This is a genomic window from Plantactinospora sp. B6F1 (assembly GCF_040120695.1).
In the GTDB taxonomy this organism is placed as follows: Bacteria; Actinomycetota; Actinomycetes; order Mycobacteriales; family Micromonosporaceae; genus Plantactinospora.
On record NZ_JBEEAC010000003.1, the window covers coordinates 287487 to 307899 of the forward strand.

Below are 20413 nucleotides of genomic sequence, written 5' to 3' on the forward strand. Positions count from 1 at the left end.
CGGCGGGGCAGGATGGGAGCGTGACGATGGAGATTGACTGGGCGCAGCTGCGGGCCGCCGCGACCGACGTGATGCGGCACGCGTACGCGCCGTACTCGAACTTCCCGGTCGGGGCGGCGGCGCTGGTCGACGACGGCCGGGTGGTGGTCGGCTGCAACGTCGAGAACGCCGGGTACGGGGTGACGCTCTGCGCCGAGTGCGGCGTGGTGTCGGCGCTGCACGCCTCGGGAGGCGGGAAACTCGTCGCGCTGTCCTGCGTCGGTGCCACCGGTGAGCCGTTGATGCCGTGCGGGCGGTGCCGGCAGCTGCTCTGGGAGAACGGCGGGCCGGACTGCCTGATCGAGGCGGAGCCGGTGCCGCTGCGGATGGCGGAGTTGCTGCCGCACGCGTTCGGGGTGGAGGACCTGGAGGCGATCGCGACGTCGGCCAAGGTCCCGACGGTGCCGGAGGAGTTGGCCGCGTGGCGTGGCCGGGGCACCGTCTTCGTGCATCCGGACGTCTCGGCCGGGCGGCAGGTCTGGACCGGATACTGGGAGCGGGCCGCCGGGGACGTCGAGGGGGTGCGGACCGGGGTACTCGAGGAGGCGCCGACCTGGGACGACCCGGCCGAGGCGGTGAGCTGGGGACAGGCCCGTACGCCCCGGGTGGTGGTGGTCGGCGCGGACGGGGCGATGTTCTGGGCGGGTGAGGGGGAGCCGCCGGCCGAGATCCCTGCCCGCTGGGGTGCCTGACAAGAAACCCGCTGGCGTGCCTGACAAGAAACCCGCTGGGGTGCCTGACGAGGAACTGGGCGCCTGACGAGGAAGAGGAAACTGTGCGTGGGTTCGCCGCGGTCGACGTGATCCGGGCCAAGAGGGACGGCGGGGCGCTGTCCGACGAGCAGATCGACTGGGTGGTCGACGCGTACACCCGGGGGCGGGTCGCCGACGAGCAGATGGCGGCGCTGGCCATGGCGATCCTGCTCCGGGGCATGACGCCGGGCGAGATCGCCCGTTGGACGGCGGCGATGATCGCCAGCGGGGACCGGCTGGACCTCTCCGGGGTGCCCCGACCGACCGTCGACAAGCACTCCACGGGCGGGGTCGGCGACAAGATCACCCTTCCGCTCACGCCGCTGGTGGCGGCGTGCGGTGCCGCCGTACCGCAGCTCTCCGGGCGGGGGCTGGGCCACACCGGCGGGACCCTGGACAAGCTGGAGTCGATTCCGGGCTGGCGGGCCGCGCTGGACAACGACGAGTTCATCGCCCAACTGGGTGAGGTCGGCGCGGTGATCTGCGCGGCGGGTGAGCGGCTGGCGCCGGCCGACCGCAAGCTCTACGCGTTGCGTGACGTGACCGGCACGGTGGAGGCGATTCCGCTGATCGCCAGCTCGATCATGAGCAAGAAGATCGCCGAGGGTACCGGCGCGCTCGTCCTGGACGTGAAGGTCGGCTCGGGCGCGTTCATGAAGTCGGAGGCGGAGGCCCGGGAACTGGCCAGGACCATGGTGGAGCTGGGCGGGGCGCACGGGGTCCGGACGGTCGCCCTGCTGACCGACATGTCGACGCCGTTGGGGCTGGCCGTGGGGAACGCGGTCGAGGTGGCCGAGTCGGTCGAGGTGCTGGCCGGCGGTGGGCCGACCGACGTGGTGGAGCTGACCGTGCGGTTGGCCCGGGAGATGCTGGGCGCCGCCGGACTGCCGGACGCCGACCCGGAGCGGGCGCTGCGGGACGGCCGGGCGATGGACACCTGGCGGGCGATGATCCGGGCCCAGGACGGCGATCCGGACGCCCCGTTGCCGGTCGCCCCGGAGGTGGAGGTAGTCCGGGCCGACCGGGACGGTTACGTCGCCGCCGTTGACGCGTACGGGATCGGCATCGCGGCGTGGCGACTCGGCGCGGGACGTGCCCGCAAGGAGGACCCGGTCAGCGCCGGGGCCGGGGTGGTGCTGCACCGCAGGCCGGGAGATCCGGTCCGCGCCGGCGAACCCCTCTACGAGCTGCGGGCCGACGATCCGGGGCGGATCCCGGCGGCCCGCGCGGTCGCCGCCGGGGCGGTGTCGGTCTCGGCCGAACCGCCGATCCTGCCGGACCTCGTCATCGACCGGATCGGCTGATTCCCGGATCTGCCGGCCCTGGTCACGGGCCGGGTGGTCGGGGCCGCGAGCCGCCGGCGGGCCGGGCGCGCCGCTCGATTTCCGGTTGTCCGGCCGCCGCGCGAGGCGCCCATGGTGTACCCGCTGTGGACCGGCTATCCTCCGTCGCCGAGGGGTGGCACGGGGTATTGAGTCGACGTGACGACCGGTCCACCCGGATCCGGTGCCGTGGGTGCCGTGTACCCCCGAGGCGACTCCGACGTGACAGGAAACCAGGCTGTGACCGTAACCGCTCCTGACCCGCAGGCGGTCCGGGCCGCCAACGTGGCCGAGGTGCAGCGGCTGGGGCTGCCCGTGCCGCCGGCACAGTTCCCGCTGGTCTGGGAGCTGGGCGACGCGGTCGAGCTGCGGCCCACCGCCGAGATCGAGGCCCGTACGGCCGTACTGCACCTGGTGCTGGCGCGCTGCTTCGGGATGTCGCCGGAGGCGGGGATGAGCTGGCTTCTCGGCTCGCACCTGGTGGAGCACGTGACACCGCCGGAGTGGCAGTTCGTGATGGGCAGCCGGGGCGACCACCGGTCGTTCGTACTGCACCACGACGCGATCTTCGCCCTCGCCTGGGTACTCGGGCTGAGCCGGCACCTCGACCCGACGGAACCCAGCGACGAGCGGCTGATGGAGCAGTTGCCCAACCTGGTGGCGGGGGAGAGCTTCGGCCAGTGGCGCTCCCGTACCCTGGCGGCGCCCCGGGACGCGGCGGAGGTGGCCGCCGTGCTCGACTTCTACTACTGCCTGGACTGGGGTTATCTGGAGGCCGAGCAGGAGGGGCTGCGACTGCCCGGGATGATCGACAGCAACGCCATCGGTCAGCGGCGGTGGGCGCTGGAGTGGGCGGTGGTGTTCCGGGGGCCGTTCCACGACCCGCCCGCCGGCTGGGAGGAGGTCGACCTCTCCACCTGACCGGGCGGTGGTCAGCGGGGGCGGTGGGCGGTGACCTGGACGGCGACGGTCACCGTAATCGGTTCCGGGAGTTCGGCGAGCCGCCGGTCGAGCCGGGCGGGATCGGCGTGCCAGGCGCTCGGACCCATCCCGACCAGGGTGCGGATCCCGGCCCGGTCGAGCCGGAGCGCGGCCCGGTGCACCGCGGACATGCCGGGGGTGAAGTGCTCGGCCAGGCTACCGGCGAGCCGGGCCTCCTTGGCCGGGTCGACCCGGAGCAGGCCGAGCCGGTCGACCAGCTCGCCGAGGTGCTCGGCGGTCGGCGTGACCACCAGCAGCGCGCCGTCGGCCCGGAGCACCCGGCGGAACTCCGGGCCGTTGCGCGGGGCGAAGACGTTCAGTAGCAGCCCGGCGGCGGCGTCGGCCAGCGGCAGCCCGCGCCAGGTGTCGCAGAGCGCGGCGCCGGCCCTGGGGTGGGCCCGGGCGGCGCGGCGCAGCGCCGGCTTGGAGACGTCCAGGGCCAGCCCCACGGCGGCGGGCAGCGCGTCGAGCACCGCGCCGAGGTGCCGGCCGGTGCCGGCGCCGGCATCCACCACCAGTTCCGGGTACGTCCGCGCCGCCGGCCCGGCGACCGCCCCGGCGAGGTCGGCGAGCGCGTTCGAGATCAGGTCGTAGTGGCCGGCGCCGAGGAACTCCTCCCGGGCGGCCACCATCGCCGGGCTGTCCCCGGAGTGCGTGGTCCGGCCGGCGGTCAGGTTGACGTACCCCTGGCGGGCCAGGTCGAAGCTGTGTCCCGCCGGGCAGCGCAGCGCGGCCACGGCGGCGGCCGGTACGGCGGCGAGCGGCCGGGCGCAGACCGGGCAGCGGAGCCGCCGCAGGACCTCGGGTGGCACCCCGTCACGATAGTGCGGGACCACCGTGGGGTGCCGGCGGTGGTCGGTCCCAGGGCCGTCCGTGGTGCCGACGCTGGGCGGCGTCCGGCGTCCGTGGTGCCGCCGCTGGGCGGCGTCCCCGGGCTACTAGGGTCGGGGCATGGCGGCAATCGGCTACGAAGACATCGTCCGGGTTCCCAAGGCGCTGCTGCACGACCACCTGGACGGTGGGCTGCGTCCGGCGACGGTGGTGGAGTTGGCCGAGGCGGTGGACCATCCGTTGCCCACCACCGACCCGGAGGAACTCGGCCGGTGGTTCGTGGAGGCGGCCGACTCGGGGTCGCTGGAGCGCTACCTGGAGACCTTCGCCCACACCGTCGCGGTGATGCAGACGGCCGAGGGGCTGCGCCGGGTGGCCGCCGAGTGCGCCCTCGACCTGGCCGCGGACGGCGTGGTCTACGCGGAGGTCCGGTTCGCCCCGGAGCAGCACCTGGAGCGGGGGCTCGACCTCGACGGCGTGGTGGAGGCGGTGCTGGCCGGCTTCGTCGAGGGCGCCGCCGAGGCGGCGGCGAATGGACACCCGATCCGAGTCGGCACCCTGCTGACCGCGATGCGGCACGCCGCCCGGTCGCAGGAGATCGCCGAGCTGGCCGTCCGGTACCGGGACACCGGGGTGGTGGGCTTCGACATCGCCGGTGCCGAGGCGGGCTTCCCGCCCACCCGGCACCTGGACGCCTTCGAATACCTGCAACGGGAGAACTTCCACTTCACCATCCACGCGGGTGAGGCGTTCGGGCTGCCCTCGATCTGGCAGGCGATCCAGTGGTGCGGCGCCGACCGGCTGGGGCACGGGGTGCGGATCGTCGACGACATCACCCCGGGGGACACCCGGCCGGTGCTGGGCCGACTGGCCGCGTACGTCCGGGACAAGCGGATCCCGCTGGAGCTCTGCCCGTCGTCGAACGTGCAGACCGGTGCCGCGCCGTCGATCGCCGAGCATCCGATCGGGTTGCTGCGCGACCTGCGGTTCCGGGCCACGGTCAACACCGACAACCGGCTGATGAGCGGCACCTCGATGTCCCGGGAGATGGCGCTGCTGGTCGAGGCGTTCGGCTACGGCTACCCGGAGTTGCAGTGGTTCACCATCAACGCGATGAAGAGCGCCTTCATCCCGTTCGACGAGCGGCTCGCCATCATCAACGACGTGATCAAGCCAGCCTACGCCAAACTGCTGTCCTGACCGTGGCGCCGGTGCGGCCGGGGTCGGGTCGGCCGCCGAGTCGAGGCGTTGTCGCACGATTTCCGGTCTGCTATCTCTTTTGGCCGGGAAAACTGCCGGGCCGGTCAGCCGGCCCGTCCGGGCGGCCATTCGACGGTCCGCACGGAGCGCGTAATCCGGCACTTCGACCTTGCCGTACCGGACCGGTCGGGCAATGGTTCTCTGCGCTGTGCGAGTGCCAGGCTCCCGGTGACACCGGAGCCGAACGCGACCACCCCACGCGGGGCGTAGGGTTTCCCGTGCCGGTAACGTTCGATACGTTGCGATACGGTTTCCCGCTGCGGGGCGAGCAGCGGCCATCCGGTTGCGGACGGTCGATGGCAATAGAGCATAGACAGGATGCGTGACTACCCTGGGTGACGCCAGAAGGACAGACTGCTGTCAAAGCGCGGGGACATTCCGATGCGCTTCCAGCCGGTGACAACCTGGGCTTTCTTCTTGAGTTGCGGCGTGATGGAATCTCGGAGGTCCGACCCGCCCGGGTCGGTCGATCAGCGGTGCCCTGGGCCATTGGCCGGGTGCTGGATGGGAAGGCGGTGACGTGAGCAAGCGGCCGAAGACAGCAAGCCCGTTCCTGTCGCGTCTCCGCTGGCCGGTCGCCGGCCGGCTGCGCGACATGCCGATCTGGTCGAAGCTGGGTCTGATCATGATCGCGCCGACCATCGCGGTCGTCGTGGTCGGTACGACCAGCATCGTCGACCACATGGAGACGCTGGACGACGCGAACCGGGCGCACACCCTCGCCACGCTCTCCCAGGCCTCCGGCGAACTGGTGCACGACCTGCAGGACGAGCGGGCCGCCGCCGTACTGCTGCTCGGCTCCCGCAACGACACCGCCCGGAAGGCCGCCCGCGACGTCTACAACAAGGTGCACCCCGAGGTCGACAAGGCCAAGGGGCCCTACTCGGAGCGCCGGGCGCAGCTCGACGAGCTGCCGGGTAACTTCGACGCGCTGCTGACCCAGATCGACCAGGGCCTGGGTGACCTGCCGGGCATCCGCAGCCAGGTCATCAACTCGAAGCTCAAGCTGACCGACGCGGCGCAGTCGTACGAGGGTCTGATCAACGACCTGCTGAACATCCGGGACCTGGCCTCGCAGCTCGCCGGCGACTCCTCGCTGAGCGACCGGATGCGGGCCGCCGCCGCCAACGCGCGCGGCAAGGAGTTCCTGTCGATGCGGCGGGTCGTGGTGCACCGCGCCCTGATCGACGGCCGGCTGACCTCGGCGTTGCAGACCGACTACATCGCCACCGAGACCGGTCAGCAGCAGGCGCTGCAGACCTTCAAGACGATCGCCACCGGTCCCGAGTCCGCCTTCTACGACGAGACGGTCACCGGCGCCGACGTGCGCGAGGTCGACAGCTACGGCGGCTGGATCCGGGGCCGGACGGACGGGAGCATGGCCGCCGCCCCGTTCGACGCCGAAGACTGGGACTCGGCGATGGTCGGCAACGCCCAGCTGATCCGCGCGGTCGAGGGTCGGCTCGACGCCGACGTGCTCGCCGAGGCGAGCGCGCTCCGTGACGACGTGCAGCGGCAGGTGTTCCTGGAGACGGGGCTGCTGCTCAGCATGCTGCTGCTCGCGGTGCTCTTCGCCTATCTGGTCGCCCGCTCGATGGCCCGCTCGCTGCGGGAGCTGCGGCACGGCGCGCTCTCCATCGCCCAGCACGGCCTGCCACACGCGGTGTCCCGACTGCGTGACCCGCAGATGACCGCGCAGATGTCGCCGGTACAGGTGGCCAACCAGATCGCCGAGCCACTACCGGTGCGGAGCAAGGACGAGTTCGGCCAGGTGACCGAGGCGTTCAACGCCGTCCACCTGGAGGCCGTCCGGACCGCCGCCGAGCAGGCCGCACTGCGCTCCTCGGTCGCGACGATGTTCGTCAACCTCGCCCGCCGCTCGCAGATCCTGGTGGACCGGCTCATCGGTCACCTGGACCGGCTGGAGCGGGGCGAGGAGGACCCCGACCGGCTGGCCGAACTCTTCCAGCTCGACCACCTGGCCACCCGGATGCGCCGTAACGACGAGAACCTGCTGGTGCTCGCGGGCGCCGACTCGACCCGGGTGCAGCGCGAACCGGCGGCACTGATCGACGTGCTCCGGGCCGCGCAGTCCGAGGTCGAGCACTACACCCGGATCGAGTTCGGCATGGTCGACCGGGACATCGAGGTCCAGGCCGCCGCCGTCAACGACCTGGTGCACCTGGTCGCCGAGCTCTTCGACAACGCCACGGCCTTCTCCCCGCCGGACTCCCACGTGATGGTGGAGGCCCGCCGGGTGGGTGACCGGGCGACCCTCTTCGTGGAGGACCGGGGCATCGGCATCAGCGCCGAGCAGCTACAGGACCTCAACGAACGGCTCGCCACGCCGCCCGCCGTCGACGTGACGGTCTCCCGGATGATGGGCCTGGTCGTGGTCGCCCGGCTGGCGTCACGGCACGGCGTAAAGGTCGAGCTGCGCCCCGGACACGACCGGGGCACGGTCGCCGACGTCACGCTGCCCACCTCGATGCTGATCCCCCGGGCACTCTCCGGCCGGACGCAACAGCCGGGTGGTTTCCCGGCCGCGCCGGAGCCGACCGCCCGTCCGGCGCTCGGCGCCCCGCTCGCCCTGGAGAGCGGACCGGCAGCGCCGCCGGCACCGGCCTTCGGCGGCGGCGACCGTGGTCCGAGCTTCGGCGGCGACCGTGGCCCGGCCTTCGGTGGGGACCGTGGCCCGGCCTTCGGTGGGGACCGTGGCCCGGCCTTCGGTGGGGACCGCAACCGCGACGGCGCCCCGACCGGCCGGCCGTACGAGCCGGCGATGAACGGTGGCGGACAGTCCGGCCCGCCGAGCCAGCCGAGGGACATGCCGGCCTGGTCCGACCTGACCGGCGCCCGGGTGGGACGCAACGGCGGCGACCCGTTCACGCCACGGATCCCCAACGGGCACGAGATCGAGCCGCTGCCGCAGCGGCGGGCCACCGAGCAGGACCCGTCCGGTCTCTCCGCGAACGAGACGATGTCCGGGTTCATCCCCCGGCAGCGTCCGGCCACGCCGGAGCCGCAGCCGCACGGGCTGACCGCGCTGCCGCCGGTCTCCGCGCCGCCGGGTCCGCCGGTCTCGGGCCCGCCGGCAGGGCAACCGCCGGTCTCCGCACCGCCGTTCGGTCTGACTCCGCCGCCGGCCGCGCAGCCGCCCGCACCGGTTCCGGTGCCGCCGCCGGCCGCGCAGCCACCGGCTCCGGTGCCACCCGCCGCGCAGCCACCAGCTCCGGCGGTCAGCGCGCCGCCGGCCTGGCCGCCGGTGAACACGCCGGACCGGGAGACCACCGCGCCGCCCGTACCGGAGCGCCTGGCCGCGGCCCTGGACATGACCGCCGAGCTGCCCCGGATGGCTCGGCCCCCGGCGACGGAGACCGCGGCCAACGTGGAGGCCCGGCCGAAGTTCGCCGACGAGACCATGGAACTGCCGATCTTCCGCGAGCTGGAGTCGGCCTGGTTCCGGACCCGCCGGAAGCCCGAGGAGACCGGTGGGCAGCCACAGGGAGCCGGTACGGCTTCCCAGCCGACCGGCCAGGCCGTCGCGGTGGACAACGTTGTTCCCGGCGCGGCTCAGGCCGGATCGGCACCGACCGGCAACCCGGCGCCGGTGAACAGCCCCAGGCCCGGCGGCCAGCAGCCGGGGAGCGGGTCGGCCACCAACGGCACCGGCCGGCCGGGTGACAGCGGCTGGCAAACGGCTGCCGACGACGGTTGGCGGGCAGCCATGGCGGCTACGGCGGCCGCCACATCCGGTACCCAGACCACCCAGACCGGACTGCCCAAGCGGGTACCGATGGCCCAGCTGGTACCCGGAGCCGTGGAGAAGCCGACCACCTCGGTGCAGCGTCGTACGCCGGAGGCGGTGCGCGGCTTGCTGTCCGCGTACCACCGTGGGGTGCAGCGTGGCCGCACGCACCCGACGGACGGCCAGTCGACCAACCCGGAGGCAACTCCGGCAGGGCAGCAGTCCTCGCAGGCCGAGGTGGGCCCCGCGACCGCAAGCGGCCAGAAGGAGCATGAAGGATGACATCTACGCAGGATCTCGGTTGGCTGCTGGCCAACTTCGCCGATCGTGTGCCCGGCGTCGCCCACGCGATCGCCGTCTCCGCGGACGGCCTGCTCCTGGCGTCGTCACGGGATCTTCCGCGCGACCGGGCGGATCAGCTCGCCGCGATCGCGTCCGGCCTGGTCAGCCTCACACAAGGGGCGGCTCGCTGCTTCGAGGGTGGGGCGGTGTTGCAGACAGTGGTCGAGATGGACAATGGTTTCCTGTTCCTGATGTCCATCTCGGACGGCTCGTCCTTCGCGGTTCTCGCCGCCCGGAGCTGTGACGTCGGGCAGGTGGGATATGAGATGGCACTGCTCGTCGACCGGGTGGGTGACGCGTTGACGCCGCCGACCCGGGCCGCCGCGGGGATGCTGAGCTAGGCGGTACCCGGCCGGTATGGTTCGCTGGCCGGTGCGACGACAATGGAACAATGACGAACTCCAGGCTTTGAGTCTCGGGTACGACGAGAAGGGGGTGAACGGCGATGATGGCCGAACGCGACGAGCCGACGGGCGCGCTGGTGAGGCCATATGCCGTCACTCGTGGTCGCACCAGGCCGAGGCTCGACATCGCGCTGGAGGCGCTCGTCGAGACGACGGTGCGCGGTCGGTCCGCCGGCAACGGCAATGGCGGCCAGGGCCGGGAGCATCAATACATCGCCGCGCTGTGTGATGGTCGGCTGCAGTCGCTCGCGGAGATCGCGGCGCGGATGCAGTTACCGCTCGGAGTGGCTCGGGTCCTGATCGCCGACATGGCCGCCGATGGCCTGGTGGCGGTGCACGAACCGACAATCCTGGACGACTCAAACGACGCGGTGGGCACTGAACTGCTGGAGAGGGTGCTGAGTGGACTTCGCAGGCTCTGACATGTCGCACCGCCCAACGGCCGGGCGCGTGACATCGGCGAAGATCGTCATCGCCGGTGGCTTTGGCGTCGGCAAGACAACACTGGTCGGTTCGGTCTCGGAGATCACGCCGCTGACCACCGAGGCGATCATGACGTCGGCTGGTGTGGGTGTCGATGACACCCGCCAGGTGCCGGGCAAGACGACCACCACGGTCGCCATGGATTTCGGTCGGATCTCGATAGACCGAGATCTCATCCTTTACCTGTTCGGCACGCCGGGCCAGACGCGGTTCTGGTTCATGTGGGACGAACTGGTGCGGGGAGCGATCGGTGCGGTCGTCCTGGTCGACACCCGCCGGTTGGCCGACTGCTTCGCGGCCATCGACTTCTTCGAGCACCGGCGGCTGCCGTACCTCGTGGCGATCAACTGCTTCGACGGGATGCAGTACCACGACCCGCAGGACGTGCGGGACGCGCTGGCGATCTCGAACGAGGTGCCGGTCGTCGCGTGTGACGCCCGGAACCGGGAGTCGACCAAGCACGTGCTGATCTCCCTGGTCGAGTACGTGCTCACCATGCGGCGCTCGCGTGCCGTAGCACCGGCCTGACCGCCGCGCCACGTGCCGGCAAGGTGGCCCGGTCGTAGGCGCCGGTACGCCCCACGGGGTCGTCCGGCCCCCGCCGGGTGTCCGGCTGCCCGCGTACCCGGGAAGTCGTGCTGACCGCCAACCTCGGCGTGCCGCGCCGCTTCGCGCCGTGCCGGCGTCGATGATCCGGGCACCTCTCCTGTGGTGGCGACCCGGTGGCGACGGACAGAGGTCGGCGCCCGGGGTCCGGCGCGCGTCGTCGACCCGGCCGAGACGAGGAACGGCCGCGGTCCGCGGGATGACGGACGGTCGAGCGGGGCGGACCGGGTGACGGCCCGAGCACGGCGTGCGGGAGCGACCGGCGGCGGGATGGGTCGGGAGACCGGATCCTTCCGGGTCAGGAGACCCGACTCCAGGAGCCGGAGACCACGCTGAAGACGCCGAGCGAGTCCGCCTCCATTCCGCCGTGCCGGATAGGCGCGAACGAGTACGCCCCGGCGATCCCCTCGGTGATCTGGTTGCCCAGGTAGGCGCGGAGCCGACCCCGGTCGACGCTCTTGCCCAGCCGGGCGGCGTTGACGATCAGTCGCAGGGCGTCTGCCCCGTACGGGGCGAAGCCGCTGAACGAGCCGTGCAGGTGGATGTAGCGGTAGACGAAGTCCCGCCGGTCCAGCCCGGCCGGGGTGGTGTTGGTCAGCGACGAGCTGCCCAACGAGCTGGGGTGCACGGCGTACGCCCCCTCGACCGCAGGCGCGTTCTCCTCCGAGAGGGTGTCCTCGGCGACCGCGCCGGCGTCGAAGAAGATCCGTCCCTGGTAGCCGGTCTGGCGCAGTGTCCGGGCCGCCGCGCCGGAGAACGGGGCGGTGCCCCAGACGACCACCGCCTCGGGATCGGGGTCGGTGGCCTTCCGGACCGCCGGGCGGTAGTCGGCGTTCTCACCTCCGGGCAGCCGGACCGCCTTGACGAGCTCGACCTCCACGGACTTCAGGGCTGCTGTGAGGGCCCGTACGCCCGAATCTCCGTGTGCCCCTGGTGCCGCTAGCAGTCCGACCCGTTCGATGCCCTGTGAGCGAATCAGCGGGGCCAGCGTCCGCGCCACGTCACGGGCGTCCGGCGTGAGTTTGAAAATGTACGTCCGCTGAGCCAGCGGCACCGTGATGTTGTCGGCGGCGGCCAGCGAGATGAACGGCACCTGTAGCCGCTGCGCGACCGGGATGATCGCCAGGGAGGTCTCGGCGAGGCAGCCACCGGTCAGCGCGTGCACGTTCTCCTGGTTGGTCAGCTCGGTCGCGTGCTGAGCGGCGAGCCGCGGTTCGCCGGCATTGTCCCGGATCACCAGCCGGACGTTGCGCCGCAGGTTGCCGACCGGCACCCCCTGCTCGTTGAACTTGTCAGCGGTGATCTTCAGGGCCCGTTCCTGGAGCACTCCGAGTGCCTGGCCGGGTCCGGTGAGTTCGAGGCTGACACCGACGACGAGTTCCCGCGAATCGGCCCGACCGGGTCCGCCCCGCTCCTCGTCGTCGCGTCCGCAGGCGGCGACCAGGGTGGTGGCGGCTGCCGCCAGGAGGCCGCGCCGGCTCAGCGTCCACGCGTCGACTGCCGGTCCGGCCATCGTCGCCCCCTCCCTGCGCTGGTCGTAGGTGTCGCCTACGGTCCCGGGGTATGTTCTCGGCCGCTCAGCAGCGCCGTCAACTCCGCACGATGTGGTAAGAAACACCAGGTCGACATAGGTCTGATGCTGATTGGCCAGTCAGTCCACGGGTCCTGACCGGACGGTCCGGCCGGGCTTGTCGAGCGGCCGGGCTTGTCGAGCCGCCGGGCTTGTTCTGCGGCCGGGCTTGTTCTGCGGCCGGGCGCAGCGGTCCGACCCGGCAGACGCATCCCGGCAGACGGAGTCCGGCAGACGCGGAAAACCCACACCGGCTGCCGATGGCGACGCCGGTGTGGGTTCCAGGTGAACAGGGGATCCGGTCGGTCAGGAGCGGTAGCCGGCGGAGCGGTACTCGTAGTCGACGTTGTCGGCCCGCTCGTCCGGGTCACGGCTGAAGTCCCAGCCTCCGGCGGCCTCCCGGCCCGGCCGGCCGCCGACGGCGTAGCCGCCGATCTCCTGACCACGACGCCAGCCCCGGAAGTAGCCGGTGGTGTGCTCGGCGATCCGGGCCGCGTCGCGGACGATCCGCAGCGGCCGCTCGTCGCGCAGCGGCGACCCGGGCACCAGATTGGCCTGCGGCACCCGCTTCGGCAGGCCGGCGTTGGTGGAGGCGCCGACCGAGGGGCGTGCCGCCTGCTGGGCGGCCTGCCAACCGCTGTCGGCCGTCGACGACCACTCCACCTCCGTCTCCTCTGAATGGCCGGTGAACCAGGCGGACCTGGCCGCCGCGAAGATCAGCAGGTCGCCGTCACCCTCGTCGGAGACCGGCGGCGCGCTCGGCTCCGCGCTGCGGCGGGGCAGGCTCGACCCGGCCTGGGCCGGGTCACCCCGGTCCACCAGCCGCAGCGGTGGGTTTTCGGCGGAAAGCCTGTTGTGCGAGGGCTGGTCGGCCAGCGGCGGCTCGACGAGACGCAGCGTGGGCGGCTCCGGGGGCAGGTCGTCCGCCTGCCACGGTGGGGTGACCCGCCCGTCTGCGGGCGCCGGGCTGACCGGCGCGTCCCGCTCGTCGGGGTAGCCCGGGTATCCCGATCCGCTCGCCCGGTCGTCCTGCTCCTCGCCCGAGTTCATCAGCGGCCAGTTGGCCCGGGAACCGGGCGGTGCCGGCGGCTCGGGCCGGGTCGCCGGCACCGAGACGGTCAGGCCGGCGGCAGAGATGCTGCCCGCACGTGCGGCGCTGTCTCCGTTGGTCTTCGGCCGGGGGGTGATCGGCGTCGGCCGCCGCTCGTTGCGGGCGCTGTTGATGGCGGCGGTGGTCAGGGTGGCCCGGAACGGTTCGCCGGCCTCGGCGGGTGGGATCGACCCGCGCTGTGCCGGTGGCATCGGCGTCATCCCGGGCGGCGGGGGCGGCGGCGCGGAGACCGGCCGGTTCGCCATCGTGTCGGCCTGGTAGGCCGGCGGCGCGGAGGAGGGCGTGGCCGAGCGGGATTCGCGGGGCGGCCCGGAGACCGGGACGACCGGCATGGCGAGCGTGGCGGCCGGCGACAGCGGCGGTGCGGAGGAGGGGGTGACCGGTGGCGGTGCCATCGGTGGCGGCGAGACGGGTGCCGGAGCGACCGGCGGCGGCCCCAGCGGCTGGGGACTGGCGGGGGAGTTGCCGGCCGCCGTCGGCTGGTGCCGGCTGCGCCGGCCCGAACTGGGCACCGGCTCCCGGGCCGGACCGGACAGTCCGGCGCCTGTCGGCACCGGTGCCTCGGCTGCGCTGCGCCGCCCGGCCCGCCGGCTCGGGGCGGCCGGCGTCGTGACAACCCGGGCCGCCAGGGTGGCGATCAGCGCGTCACAGCCGGCGTCGCAGGCGCGTACGGCCGCCACGGCCTGTCGTACCGTCTCCGCTGCCGCAGAGGTGAGAGCCTTGTTGGCGGTGCCCCGCCGGGGGGTTTCCGCGATGGCGACCCGCAGCGCGGTGACCGCCTCGGTGATGACGTCGGCCTCGGCGACGCCGTCCGCGGCGAGGTGGGCGGCGATGGCGTCGGTGGCCACCGACGTCTCCCTGCCGCGTCCGCCGGTGCCGCCGAGCATCCCCGGCTCGGGCAACGCGTCCAGTACGGCCAGGGAGACCGGCTCGGCCGGATCCGGGTACGCCCGCAGCGCTGCCGGGTAGAGCTCACGCAGCACCTCGCGCAGGGCCACGGCGGCGGCGTGCCGGCCGTTGGCGAGCGCGGCGTGCGCGGCGAGGACCGGCTTGAAGCTGACGAGTTCGCGCGGCGGCGGGAGGCTGGCCGCCGAGAGGGCGCCGGCCTGTAACGCCCGGGCGAGCCCGACGGCGCGTCGCTCGGCCGGGGCAGACTCCCGCTCCTCGACCGACTCGTCGTCGGCGAACCGTTCGGCGAAGTCGTCGACGGAGTCGTCGTCGGCGACGACCAGTGGACGTCCCGCCGCGCTCAGCAGCGAGGTCACCATGTGGTCGTCGCTGTCGGCCGCGACGGCCGCGCCGCTCGGTCCGCTGCCACGCTCCACGAGCACCGCGCCGAGCTGGGCGTACCCAGCCGGGTCGTCGGTGATCTCGCAGACATGGAGCAGTCTGCCTGCGTCGTCGACCACCGCGGAGGTCAGCGTCGTACCGGCCGAAGTCGACCGGCTCGTCGCATCCGCAGAGGCCAGACCGCAGTACACCCGCACGAGCGCCACGGCGTCGTCCTCCTCCCGAGACACAAGTGGTGTGCCAAAGACTGATGCTCCCTGGTGAGGGGTCAGTCGCGCCAGTCCACGGCGGCAGAGATCTTGCCGATAATCGTGCGCCACCCGAGACTTGCGGTTTGTGCCCCGATTTTCTTCAGCCGCCGCCGGCCTCGGAATCCGCCGAGACCGCCGGCCACGGTAGCCCGGAGCGCCTCGTCGAGGTCATCCAGGCTGGAGCCGGGAGAGAGCATATCGAGAACCGCGGGCAGCCGAAGTGCGTAGGCCAGGTCACGGGCCACCTCACCAGCCTTGATGAGCAGCGTCGAGTCCCAGACGTCGTGCCCGCCGCGGAGATTCTCCACCACGAGGTCGAGCTCGTAGGAGTCCTCGTCGAGCGGTGCGACATCGGCCGGGGTGATCCGTTCGACGAGCTGCTCCCAGGTGTCCAGTTCGGCCAGGTCGTGCGGTGCGCCGGACCTGACGAATGTGACAAGTGCCTCAGGAGTCTTGAACAGGAGCAACCTGCCCCGGTGGGTGAGGAAGGCCGGCACCTCCTCGTCATCCTCCTCGGCCTCTTCGGCGGCCGCATCGGAGTCGGAGTCGGCCTCGGAGTCGTCGGCCTTGGCCTTCCCGTCCCGCTCCGCGTCCTCCTTGTCGGCCTCGGCGAACTGGTCGGCGATCTCCTCGTCGAGGATCACCACCGCCTCGTCGCCGTCCTCCTCCTCGACCTCGGCCTGCCGGGACCGGTTGGCGAAGAGGTCGTCCTGCTCGCGGTCCTCGATGTCGGTCGGGGTCAGCTCGCTCGCCGGGCGGTACGTCCGCAGGGTGAAACCGGAGCCGGAGGGGAGAGCGATCTCGACCGGGTCGATCCGGACCTCTTCCCACAGCGACCGGTCCGGAGTGCCGGACGTCACCGGGTCATCGGCGGTGTCATCGCTGCTCTCCGACGAGCCGGCGTCGATCTGCCCGGGGTCGGCAGCCCCGTCGCTTCCGGCGGGCTCGTTGCCGGGCTCGTCGGTGTCGGGCCGGTGGGACGACTGGCGGGCCACGCTGACCTCCGTGTGCGCTCGATATGGGCACCCGACCCGGCGAGGTGCCGGCGGATCGGTGACTCTGCGCACACACCCTAGTAGGCCGACGGCGGACGTGGATGCCGGCACCCCGTTGGACTTTGCCGCACATATTAGTAGTCTTGCTACCTATGAACGCCCAGGCGCTGCACGGCCATCTCGATGCGCTGCTGCTCGCGGTGCTTGAGCAGGGCGCACTGCACGGGTACGCCATCATCGAGGCGCTCCGGGCCCGCAGCGGCGGTGTGCTCGATCTGCCTACCGGGACGATTTACCCGGCGCTGCGCCGGCTGGAGCGGGCCGGATACGTCAGCAGCGCCTGGAGCACCGTCAACGGCCGGGAACGCCGGACCTACGAACTGACCGGCGCCGGGCGGCGCGCCCTGGCGGGCGAGCGGACCAGCTGGCAGGAGTTCAGCTCGACGGTGGGGCAGTTCCTCGGCGGGGCGGACGCCCCCGGCGCCCCGGCCTGAGCCAGCGAGGACGGACGGCCGGTCGCCAGCCGGTGCCGGCCCAGCCCGTGATCGCGGGGCCCAGCCGGTGATCGCGAGGGCTCAGCCGGTGATCGCCAGATAATCGCGTTCGGCGCCGGTCTGGCGCAGCCACTGGTCGCGGTACCAGCCCGGTCGGCCGACCAGTTCGGCGTGGCTGCCCCGGTCGGCGATTCGCCCCTGGTCGAGTACGACCACCTCGTCGTACCGGTCCAAACCGGCTAGTCGGTGCGTGACGAGTACGACCGTGCGGTCCGGCCCGGCGTGTGCGGTCGCCGAGGCGAGTACCGCGTCGGCAGCGCCGGGATCCAGCCCTTCGGTCGGCTCGTCCAGCACCAGGATGCCGGCCGGTTCCGCGAGCAGGACCCGGGCCAGCAGCAGCCGCTGGCGTTGCCCGCCGGAGAGCTGACCGCCCTCCTCGCCCGCCATCGTGTCCCAGCCGGCCGGCTGCTGGCGTACCCAGTCGAGCAGGCCGGCCGCCCCGGCCGCGCCGGCCAGATCGTCGTCGTTCGCTCCGGCGCGGCCGAGCAGGAGGTTCTCCCGGGCCGTGGCGTGGAAGACGTGTGCCTCGGCGAGCAGCCCGCCGACGATCCGGGGCAGTTGGTCGACGGGCAGGTCGGACAGGTCGACGTTGTCGTACACGACCCGGCCCCGGTCCGGCCGGACCATCCCGGTCAGTACGGCGAGCAGGCTGCTCTTGCCGGCACCGCTCGGACCGACGACGGCGATTCGGCGTCCCGCAGGCAGGTCCAGGCTCACCCCGTCGAGCGCGGGCGGGCCCGACCGGCGGTACCGGAGGCTCACCTCCTCGATCCGGCAGTGCCACCGTGGCGCGATTCCACCCGCCGGCGAGCCGTCCCCCGGCTCGGCCCCCGGCGTGGACGCCGGCCCGTCGGTCGGCGTCCCCGGGTCGGCCGCCAAGAAGTCGGCCGCCGACGAATCGGCCGCCGACGAATCGGAGGCCGACGGGTCGGCCGCCGACGAATCGGAGGCCGACGGGTCGGCCGCCGACGAATCGGAGGCCGACGGGTCGGCAGCCGACGGGGTGGACGCCGACGGATTGGACCCCGACAGGTCGGACGCCAACAGGTCGGCCACCCGGGTCAGGCCGGTGCGCAGCCGGGTCCAGTGCCGGGCCGCGCCGACCAGCGCCAGCGCCGCCTCGACGGCGGCGAGCGTGCCGACCGCGAGGACCCCGACGAGTATGCCGGACACGCCCGTCCGCAGCGCCACGGTCAGCACGGCGGCGCTGGTCGCACCGGCCACCAGTACCCCGAGGCCGTCCACGGCCCAGCCCAGGGCCGCGGTCCGGCGCTCCAGGGCCGCGAGTTCCCGGGCCCGGGCGTCCGCCCCGGCCAGGGCCGACTCGGTCGCGCCGAACGCGGCCAGGTCGGCGGCGCCGGTGGTCAGGTCGACCGCGTCCGCGGCGAGCGCGCCGCGCAACGGCGCCACCCGGTCGGCGGTACGCCGGGTGAGCAGCGCCGCCAGCACCGGTAGCGCGACTCCGGCCAGCAGCAGGCCGCCGGCCAGGGCCAGTCCGGCGAGCGGGGTGACGGCGGACGCGCCGGCCACCGCGAGCAGGCCGACGAGCGTGGCGGCCGCCCCGGGGACCAGCACCCGCAGCAGCAGGTCCTGTACCGCCTCGACGTCCGAGACGAGCCGGCTGAGCAGGTCTCCGGAGCGCCGGGCTGCGGTGGTGCGCCGGGCAGCCAGCGCGGCGAAGACCCGGGCCCGGACCTCGGTGACGACCCGCAGCGCGGCGTCATGCCCGGCCAGCCGCTCGGTGTAGCGCAGCACGCCCCGGCTGATCGCCAGGGCCCGGACCACGACGATCGCCACGGTGAGGGTGTCGAGCGGCGGTCGGCCGGCGGCGCTGACCAGCAGCCAGGTCGCGGTCGCCAGCAGGGCTAGCCCGGCGAGTTCGGTGCCGGCGGCGAGCAGGCCGGCGCCGAGCAGCCGACCGAGGTACGGGCGGGCCAGCCGCCAGACGGTACGTTCGGGTCGCAGCCTCACCCCACCACCTCCCGGGGTGGTGTCGTGATCTCCACCGCTGCGGATTGTTGCTCGGTCACCCGGCCGTCTTCGACCCGGAGTACCCGGTCCGCCTCGGCCAGCAGCGTCGGGCGGTGCGCCACCAGCAGCGCCGTACGTCCGGCGACCAGTCGCCGGGTGGCCGCGAGTACGGCCGCCTCGGAGCCGGCGTCGAGCCGGGCGGTGGGCTCGTCGAGCAGCACGATCGGGGCGCCCCGGAGGAAGGCCCGGGCCAGCGCGATCCGCTGCCGCTGCCCGCTGGAGAGCCCGTGGCCGCGCTCGCCGAGCCGGGTGTCGAGGCCGTCCGGGAGGTCGGCGACCACCTCGGTCAGGTCGGCGGCCCGGACCGCTTCCCGGACCGCCGCCAGGGGCGCGTTCGGTGCGCCGAGCCGGATGTTGTCGGCGACGGAGGTGCCGAACAGGTGGGCCCGCTGCGGTACCCAGGCCAGTTGCCGCCGCCACCGGGCCAGGTCCAGCGCCGCGAGGTCCGTACCGTCCACGGTGATCCGCCCGCTGCTGGGGGTGACGAAGCCGAGCAGCAGGTGCAGCAGGGTGCTCTTGCCGGCGCCGCTGGGCCCGACGACGGCGATCCGCTCACCGGGTCGGATGGTGAGGGTGACGTCCCGCAGTGCGGTGGTGCGCGGGTACTCGACCGTCACGGACTCGAATCTGATCTCGTCGTGCCGCCCCGACCAGGGCTGGAGGTCGCACTCCCGGTCGACCAGCGCAACGGCGGTGCGGGCGGTCGGCCGTGCGGCGGTGGAGGCGGTCGGAGGTGCGGCGGTGGAGGCGGTCGGCGGTGCGGCGGTAGGGGCGGGTGGCTCGGGTTCGAGCAGGGTCAGCGCCTCGTCCAGCGCGGTCAGACCCTCCTGACTGGCGTGGAACTGGCTGCCGGCGGCGCGCAGCGGCAGGAACGCCTCGGGGGTGAGCAGCAGCACCAGCAGCGCCGTCTCCAGGGCCAGGCCGCCGCCCAGCAGCCGGAGTCCGACCGGCACCGCGACCAGTGCGACGGAGAGAGTGGCGACCAGTTCGAGTACCAGCGCGGAGAGGAACGCGATCCGCAGCGTCTTCATGGTCGCCTGGCGGTGCCGGTCCGCCATCCGGCGTACCACGGTCACCTGGGCGGAGGCCCGGCCGAACAGGTGCAGGGTGGGCAGCCCGCGCAGCATGTCCAGGAAGTGGCCGCCGAGCAGCGCCAACCGGCGCCACTGGCGTTCGGTGGCGGCCTGGGCCTGCCAGCCGAGCAGGGCTCCGAAGATCGGGACCAGCGGCAGGGTCACCGCGATGACCAGGGCGGAGCTCCAGTCGGCGAAGAACAACCGGACCAGTACGGCCAGCGGCACGGTGACGCTGAGCACCAGCTGCGGCAGATAGCCGGTGAAGTACGCGTCGAGGGCGTCGAGCCCGCGCCCGGCCAGGGTGGCGAGTTGCCCCGTACGCTGCCCGGACAGCCAGCCCGGTCCGCGCCGGCCGACGGCGTCGAGCAGGTCGGCCCGGAGCGTGGCCTTGGCCGTCGCGGCGGCCCGGGCCGCCACCGTGCCCTGTGCCCAGAGCAGGGCTGCCCGGCCGGCCACACTGCCCAGGAAGCCGGCCAGCGCGGCCCGGTCGAGGTGTCCGCCGGCCGCCTCGGCGAGCACGGTGGCGAGCGTGGTGGCCTGGGCGATCACCAGTACGGCGGCGGTGACGCCGAGCATGCCGAGCAGTCCGAGCTGGCGCCGCGTGCCGGGTACCCGGCGCAGCAGGCGAGGGTCGAACGGGCGGCGGCTCACGGGCGTCCCAGCAGCTCGCCGGAGCGCCGGTCCGGGCGGGCGTCCGCCTCGCCCGGCCGGCGTGACCGGCGACCGTCCATGACCCATATCCCACGCATCTTTTCGGGCAGCTTCCG

The 20413-nt window shown here is 73.2% G+C and carries 15 protein-coding genes; 9 read left to right on the top strand and 6 right to left on the bottom strand.

Going from position 1 to position 20413, the window contains the following annotated elements; all coding sequences use genetic code 11:
* Nucleotides 1–26 precede the first annotated feature (26 nt).
* From ABNF97_RS06945 to ABNF97_RS06955, 3 genes are all read left to right on the top strand, one after another.
* On the top strand, nt 27–731 hold the full coding sequence (locus ABNF97_RS06945; RefSeq protein WP_130466319.1) for a cytidine deaminase: 705 nt from the start codon (nt 27–29) through the stop codon (nt 729–731).
* Between the two features lie 83 nt (nt 732–814).
* The gene (locus ABNF97_RS06950; RefSeq protein ID WP_130466318.1) at nt 815–2095 is read left to right on the top strand and encodes a thymidine phosphorylase; all 1281 of its coding nucleotides are present in this window, start codon (nt 815–817) and stop codon (nt 2093–2095) included.
* Between the two features lie 258 nt (nt 2096–2353).
* A complete protein-coding gene (locus tag ABNF97_RS06955) occupies nt 2354–3034 on the top strand; it encodes a DUF4272 domain-containing protein (protein WP_130465009.1) in 681 nt (226 codons plus the stop codon).
* Nucleotides 3035–3045: 11 nt separating this feature from the next.
* On the opposite strand, the gene ABNF97_RS06960 is transcribed toward ABNF97_RS06955, so the two are convergent.
* Complete coding sequence (locus tag ABNF97_RS06960) at nt 3046–3906, bottom strand: putative RNA methyltransferase (RefSeq protein ID WP_349338005.1); 861 nt, start codon at nt 3904–3906, stop codon at nt 3046–3048.
* Between the two features lie 139 nt (nt 3907–4045).
* On the opposite strand from ABNF97_RS06960, the gene ABNF97_RS06965 reads away from it, so the two are divergent.
* The 5 genes from ABNF97_RS06965 to ABNF97_RS06985 all read left to right on the top strand — a co-directional run bounded on the left by ABNF97_RS06965 (nt 4046) and on the right by ABNF97_RS06985 (nt 10690).
* Entirely contained in the window at nt 4046–5125 is a 1080-nt protein-coding gene (locus tag ABNF97_RS06965) for an adenosine deaminase (RefSeq protein ID WP_349338006.1), read from the top strand.
* 580 nt (nt 5126–5705) lie between these two features.
* A complete protein-coding gene (locus ABNF97_RS06970) occupies nt 5706–9215 on the top strand; it encodes a sensor histidine kinase (RefSeq protein ID WP_349338007.1) in 3510 nt (1169 codons plus the stop codon).
* Nucleotides 9212–9616: a roadblock/LC7 domain-containing protein gene (locus ABNF97_RS06975; protein WP_130465005.1), complete on the top strand. Its 405-nt coding sequence runs from the start codon at nt 9212–9214 to the stop codon at nt 9614–9616. The genes ABNF97_RS06970 and ABNF97_RS06975 overlap by 4 nt, the downstream gene beginning before the upstream one ends.
* Nucleotides 9617–9723: 107 nt before the next feature.
* Nucleotides 9724–10101: a DUF742 domain-containing protein gene (locus ABNF97_RS06980; protein ID WP_101371820.1), complete on the top strand. Its 378-nt coding sequence runs from the start codon at nt 9724–9726 to the stop codon at nt 10099–10101.
* 1 nt (nt 10102) lies between these two features.
* Entirely contained in the window at nt 10103–10690 is a 588-nt protein-coding gene (locus tag ABNF97_RS06985; protein ID WP_101369592.1) for a GTP-binding protein, read from the top strand.
* A gap of 376 nt (nt 10691–11066) precedes the next feature.
* Here the strand turns inward: ABNF97_RS06985 and ABNF97_RS06990 are convergent, their stop codons facing one another.
* The 3 genes from ABNF97_RS06990 to ABNF97_RS07000 all read right to left on the bottom strand — a co-directional run bounded on the left by ABNF97_RS06990 (nt 11067) and on the right by ABNF97_RS07000 (nt 15985).
* On the bottom strand, nt 11067–12281 hold the full coding sequence (locus tag ABNF97_RS06990; RefSeq protein ID WP_130465004.1) for an ABC transporter substrate-binding protein: 1215 nt from the start codon (nt 12279–12281) through the stop codon (nt 11067–11069).
* Nucleotides 12282–12644: 363 nt separating this feature from the next.
* Nucleotides 12645–14969 carry a serine/threonine-protein kinase gene (locus ABNF97_RS06995; RefSeq protein ID WP_349338008.1) on the bottom strand — a complete coding sequence of 775 codons (2325 nt, stop codon included), beginning with the start codon at nt 14967–14969 and terminating at the stop codon, nt 12645–12647.
* A gap of 38 nt (nt 14970–15007) precedes the next feature.
* A complete protein-coding gene (locus ABNF97_RS07000; RefSeq protein ID WP_349338009.1) occupies nt 15008–15985 on the bottom strand; it encodes a SatS C-terminal domain-containing protein in 978 nt (325 codons plus the stop codon).
* 152 nt (nt 15986–16137) lie between these two features.
* Here ABNF97_RS07000 and ABNF97_RS07005 point away from each other — a divergent pair, with 152 nt between their 5' ends.
* A complete protein-coding gene (locus tag ABNF97_RS07005; RefSeq protein WP_130465001.1) occupies nt 16138–16479 on the top strand; it encodes a helix-turn-helix transcriptional regulator in 342 nt (113 codons plus the stop codon).
* A gap of 81 nt (nt 16480–16560) precedes the next feature.
* On the opposite strand, the gene ABNF97_RS07010 is transcribed toward ABNF97_RS07005, so the two are convergent.
* Nucleotides 16561–18555 (bottom strand): amino acid ABC transporter ATP-binding/permease protein, encoded by a 1995-nt coding sequence (locus tag ABNF97_RS07010; protein ID WP_502930463.1) that lies wholly within the window; start codon nt 18553–18555, stop codon nt 16561–16563.
* Nucleotides 18507–20297, bottom strand: coding sequence for a thiol reductant ABC exporter subunit CydD (cydD, locus tag ABNF97_RS07015; protein WP_349338010.1), 1791 nt, complete (start codon nt 20295–20297; stop codon nt 18507–18509). Before cydD ends, ABNF97_RS07010 begins: the two co-directional genes overlap by 49 nt.
* Between the last annotated feature and the right edge of the window lie 116 nt (nt 20298–20413).

What these genes read in the sequence shown, in the direction of transcription:
- ABNF97_RS06980 (WP_101371820.1), top strand. Translation starts at nt 9,724, where the DNA reads ATGGCCGAACGCGACGAGCCGACGGGCGCGCTGGTGAGGCCATATGCC.
- ABNF97_RS06985 (WP_101369592.1), top strand. Translation starts at nt 10,103, where the DNA reads ATGTCGCACCGCCCAACGGCCGGGCGCGTGACATCGGCGAAGATCGTC.
- ABNF97_RS06945 (WP_130466319.1), top strand. Translation starts at nt 27, where the DNA reads ATGGAGATTGACTGGGCGCAGCTGCGGGCCGCCGCGACCGACGTGATG.
- ABNF97_RS07005 (WP_130465001.1), top strand. Translation starts at nt 16,138, where the DNA reads ATGAACGCCCAGGCGCTGCACGGCCATCTCGATGCGCTGCTGCTCGCG.
- ABNF97_RS06965 (WP_349338006.1), top strand. Translation starts at nt 4,046, where the DNA reads ATGGCGGCAATCGGCTACGAAGACATCGTCCGGGTTCCCAAGGCGCTG.
- ABNF97_RS06975 (WP_130465005.1), top strand. Translation starts at nt 9,212, where the DNA reads ATGACATCTACGCAGGATCTCGGTTGGCTGCTGGCCAACTTCGCCGAT.
- ABNF97_RS06990 (WP_130465004.1), bottom strand. Translation starts at nt 12,281, where the DNA reads ATGGCCGGACCGGCAGTCGACGCGTGGACGCTGAGCCGGCGCGGCCTC.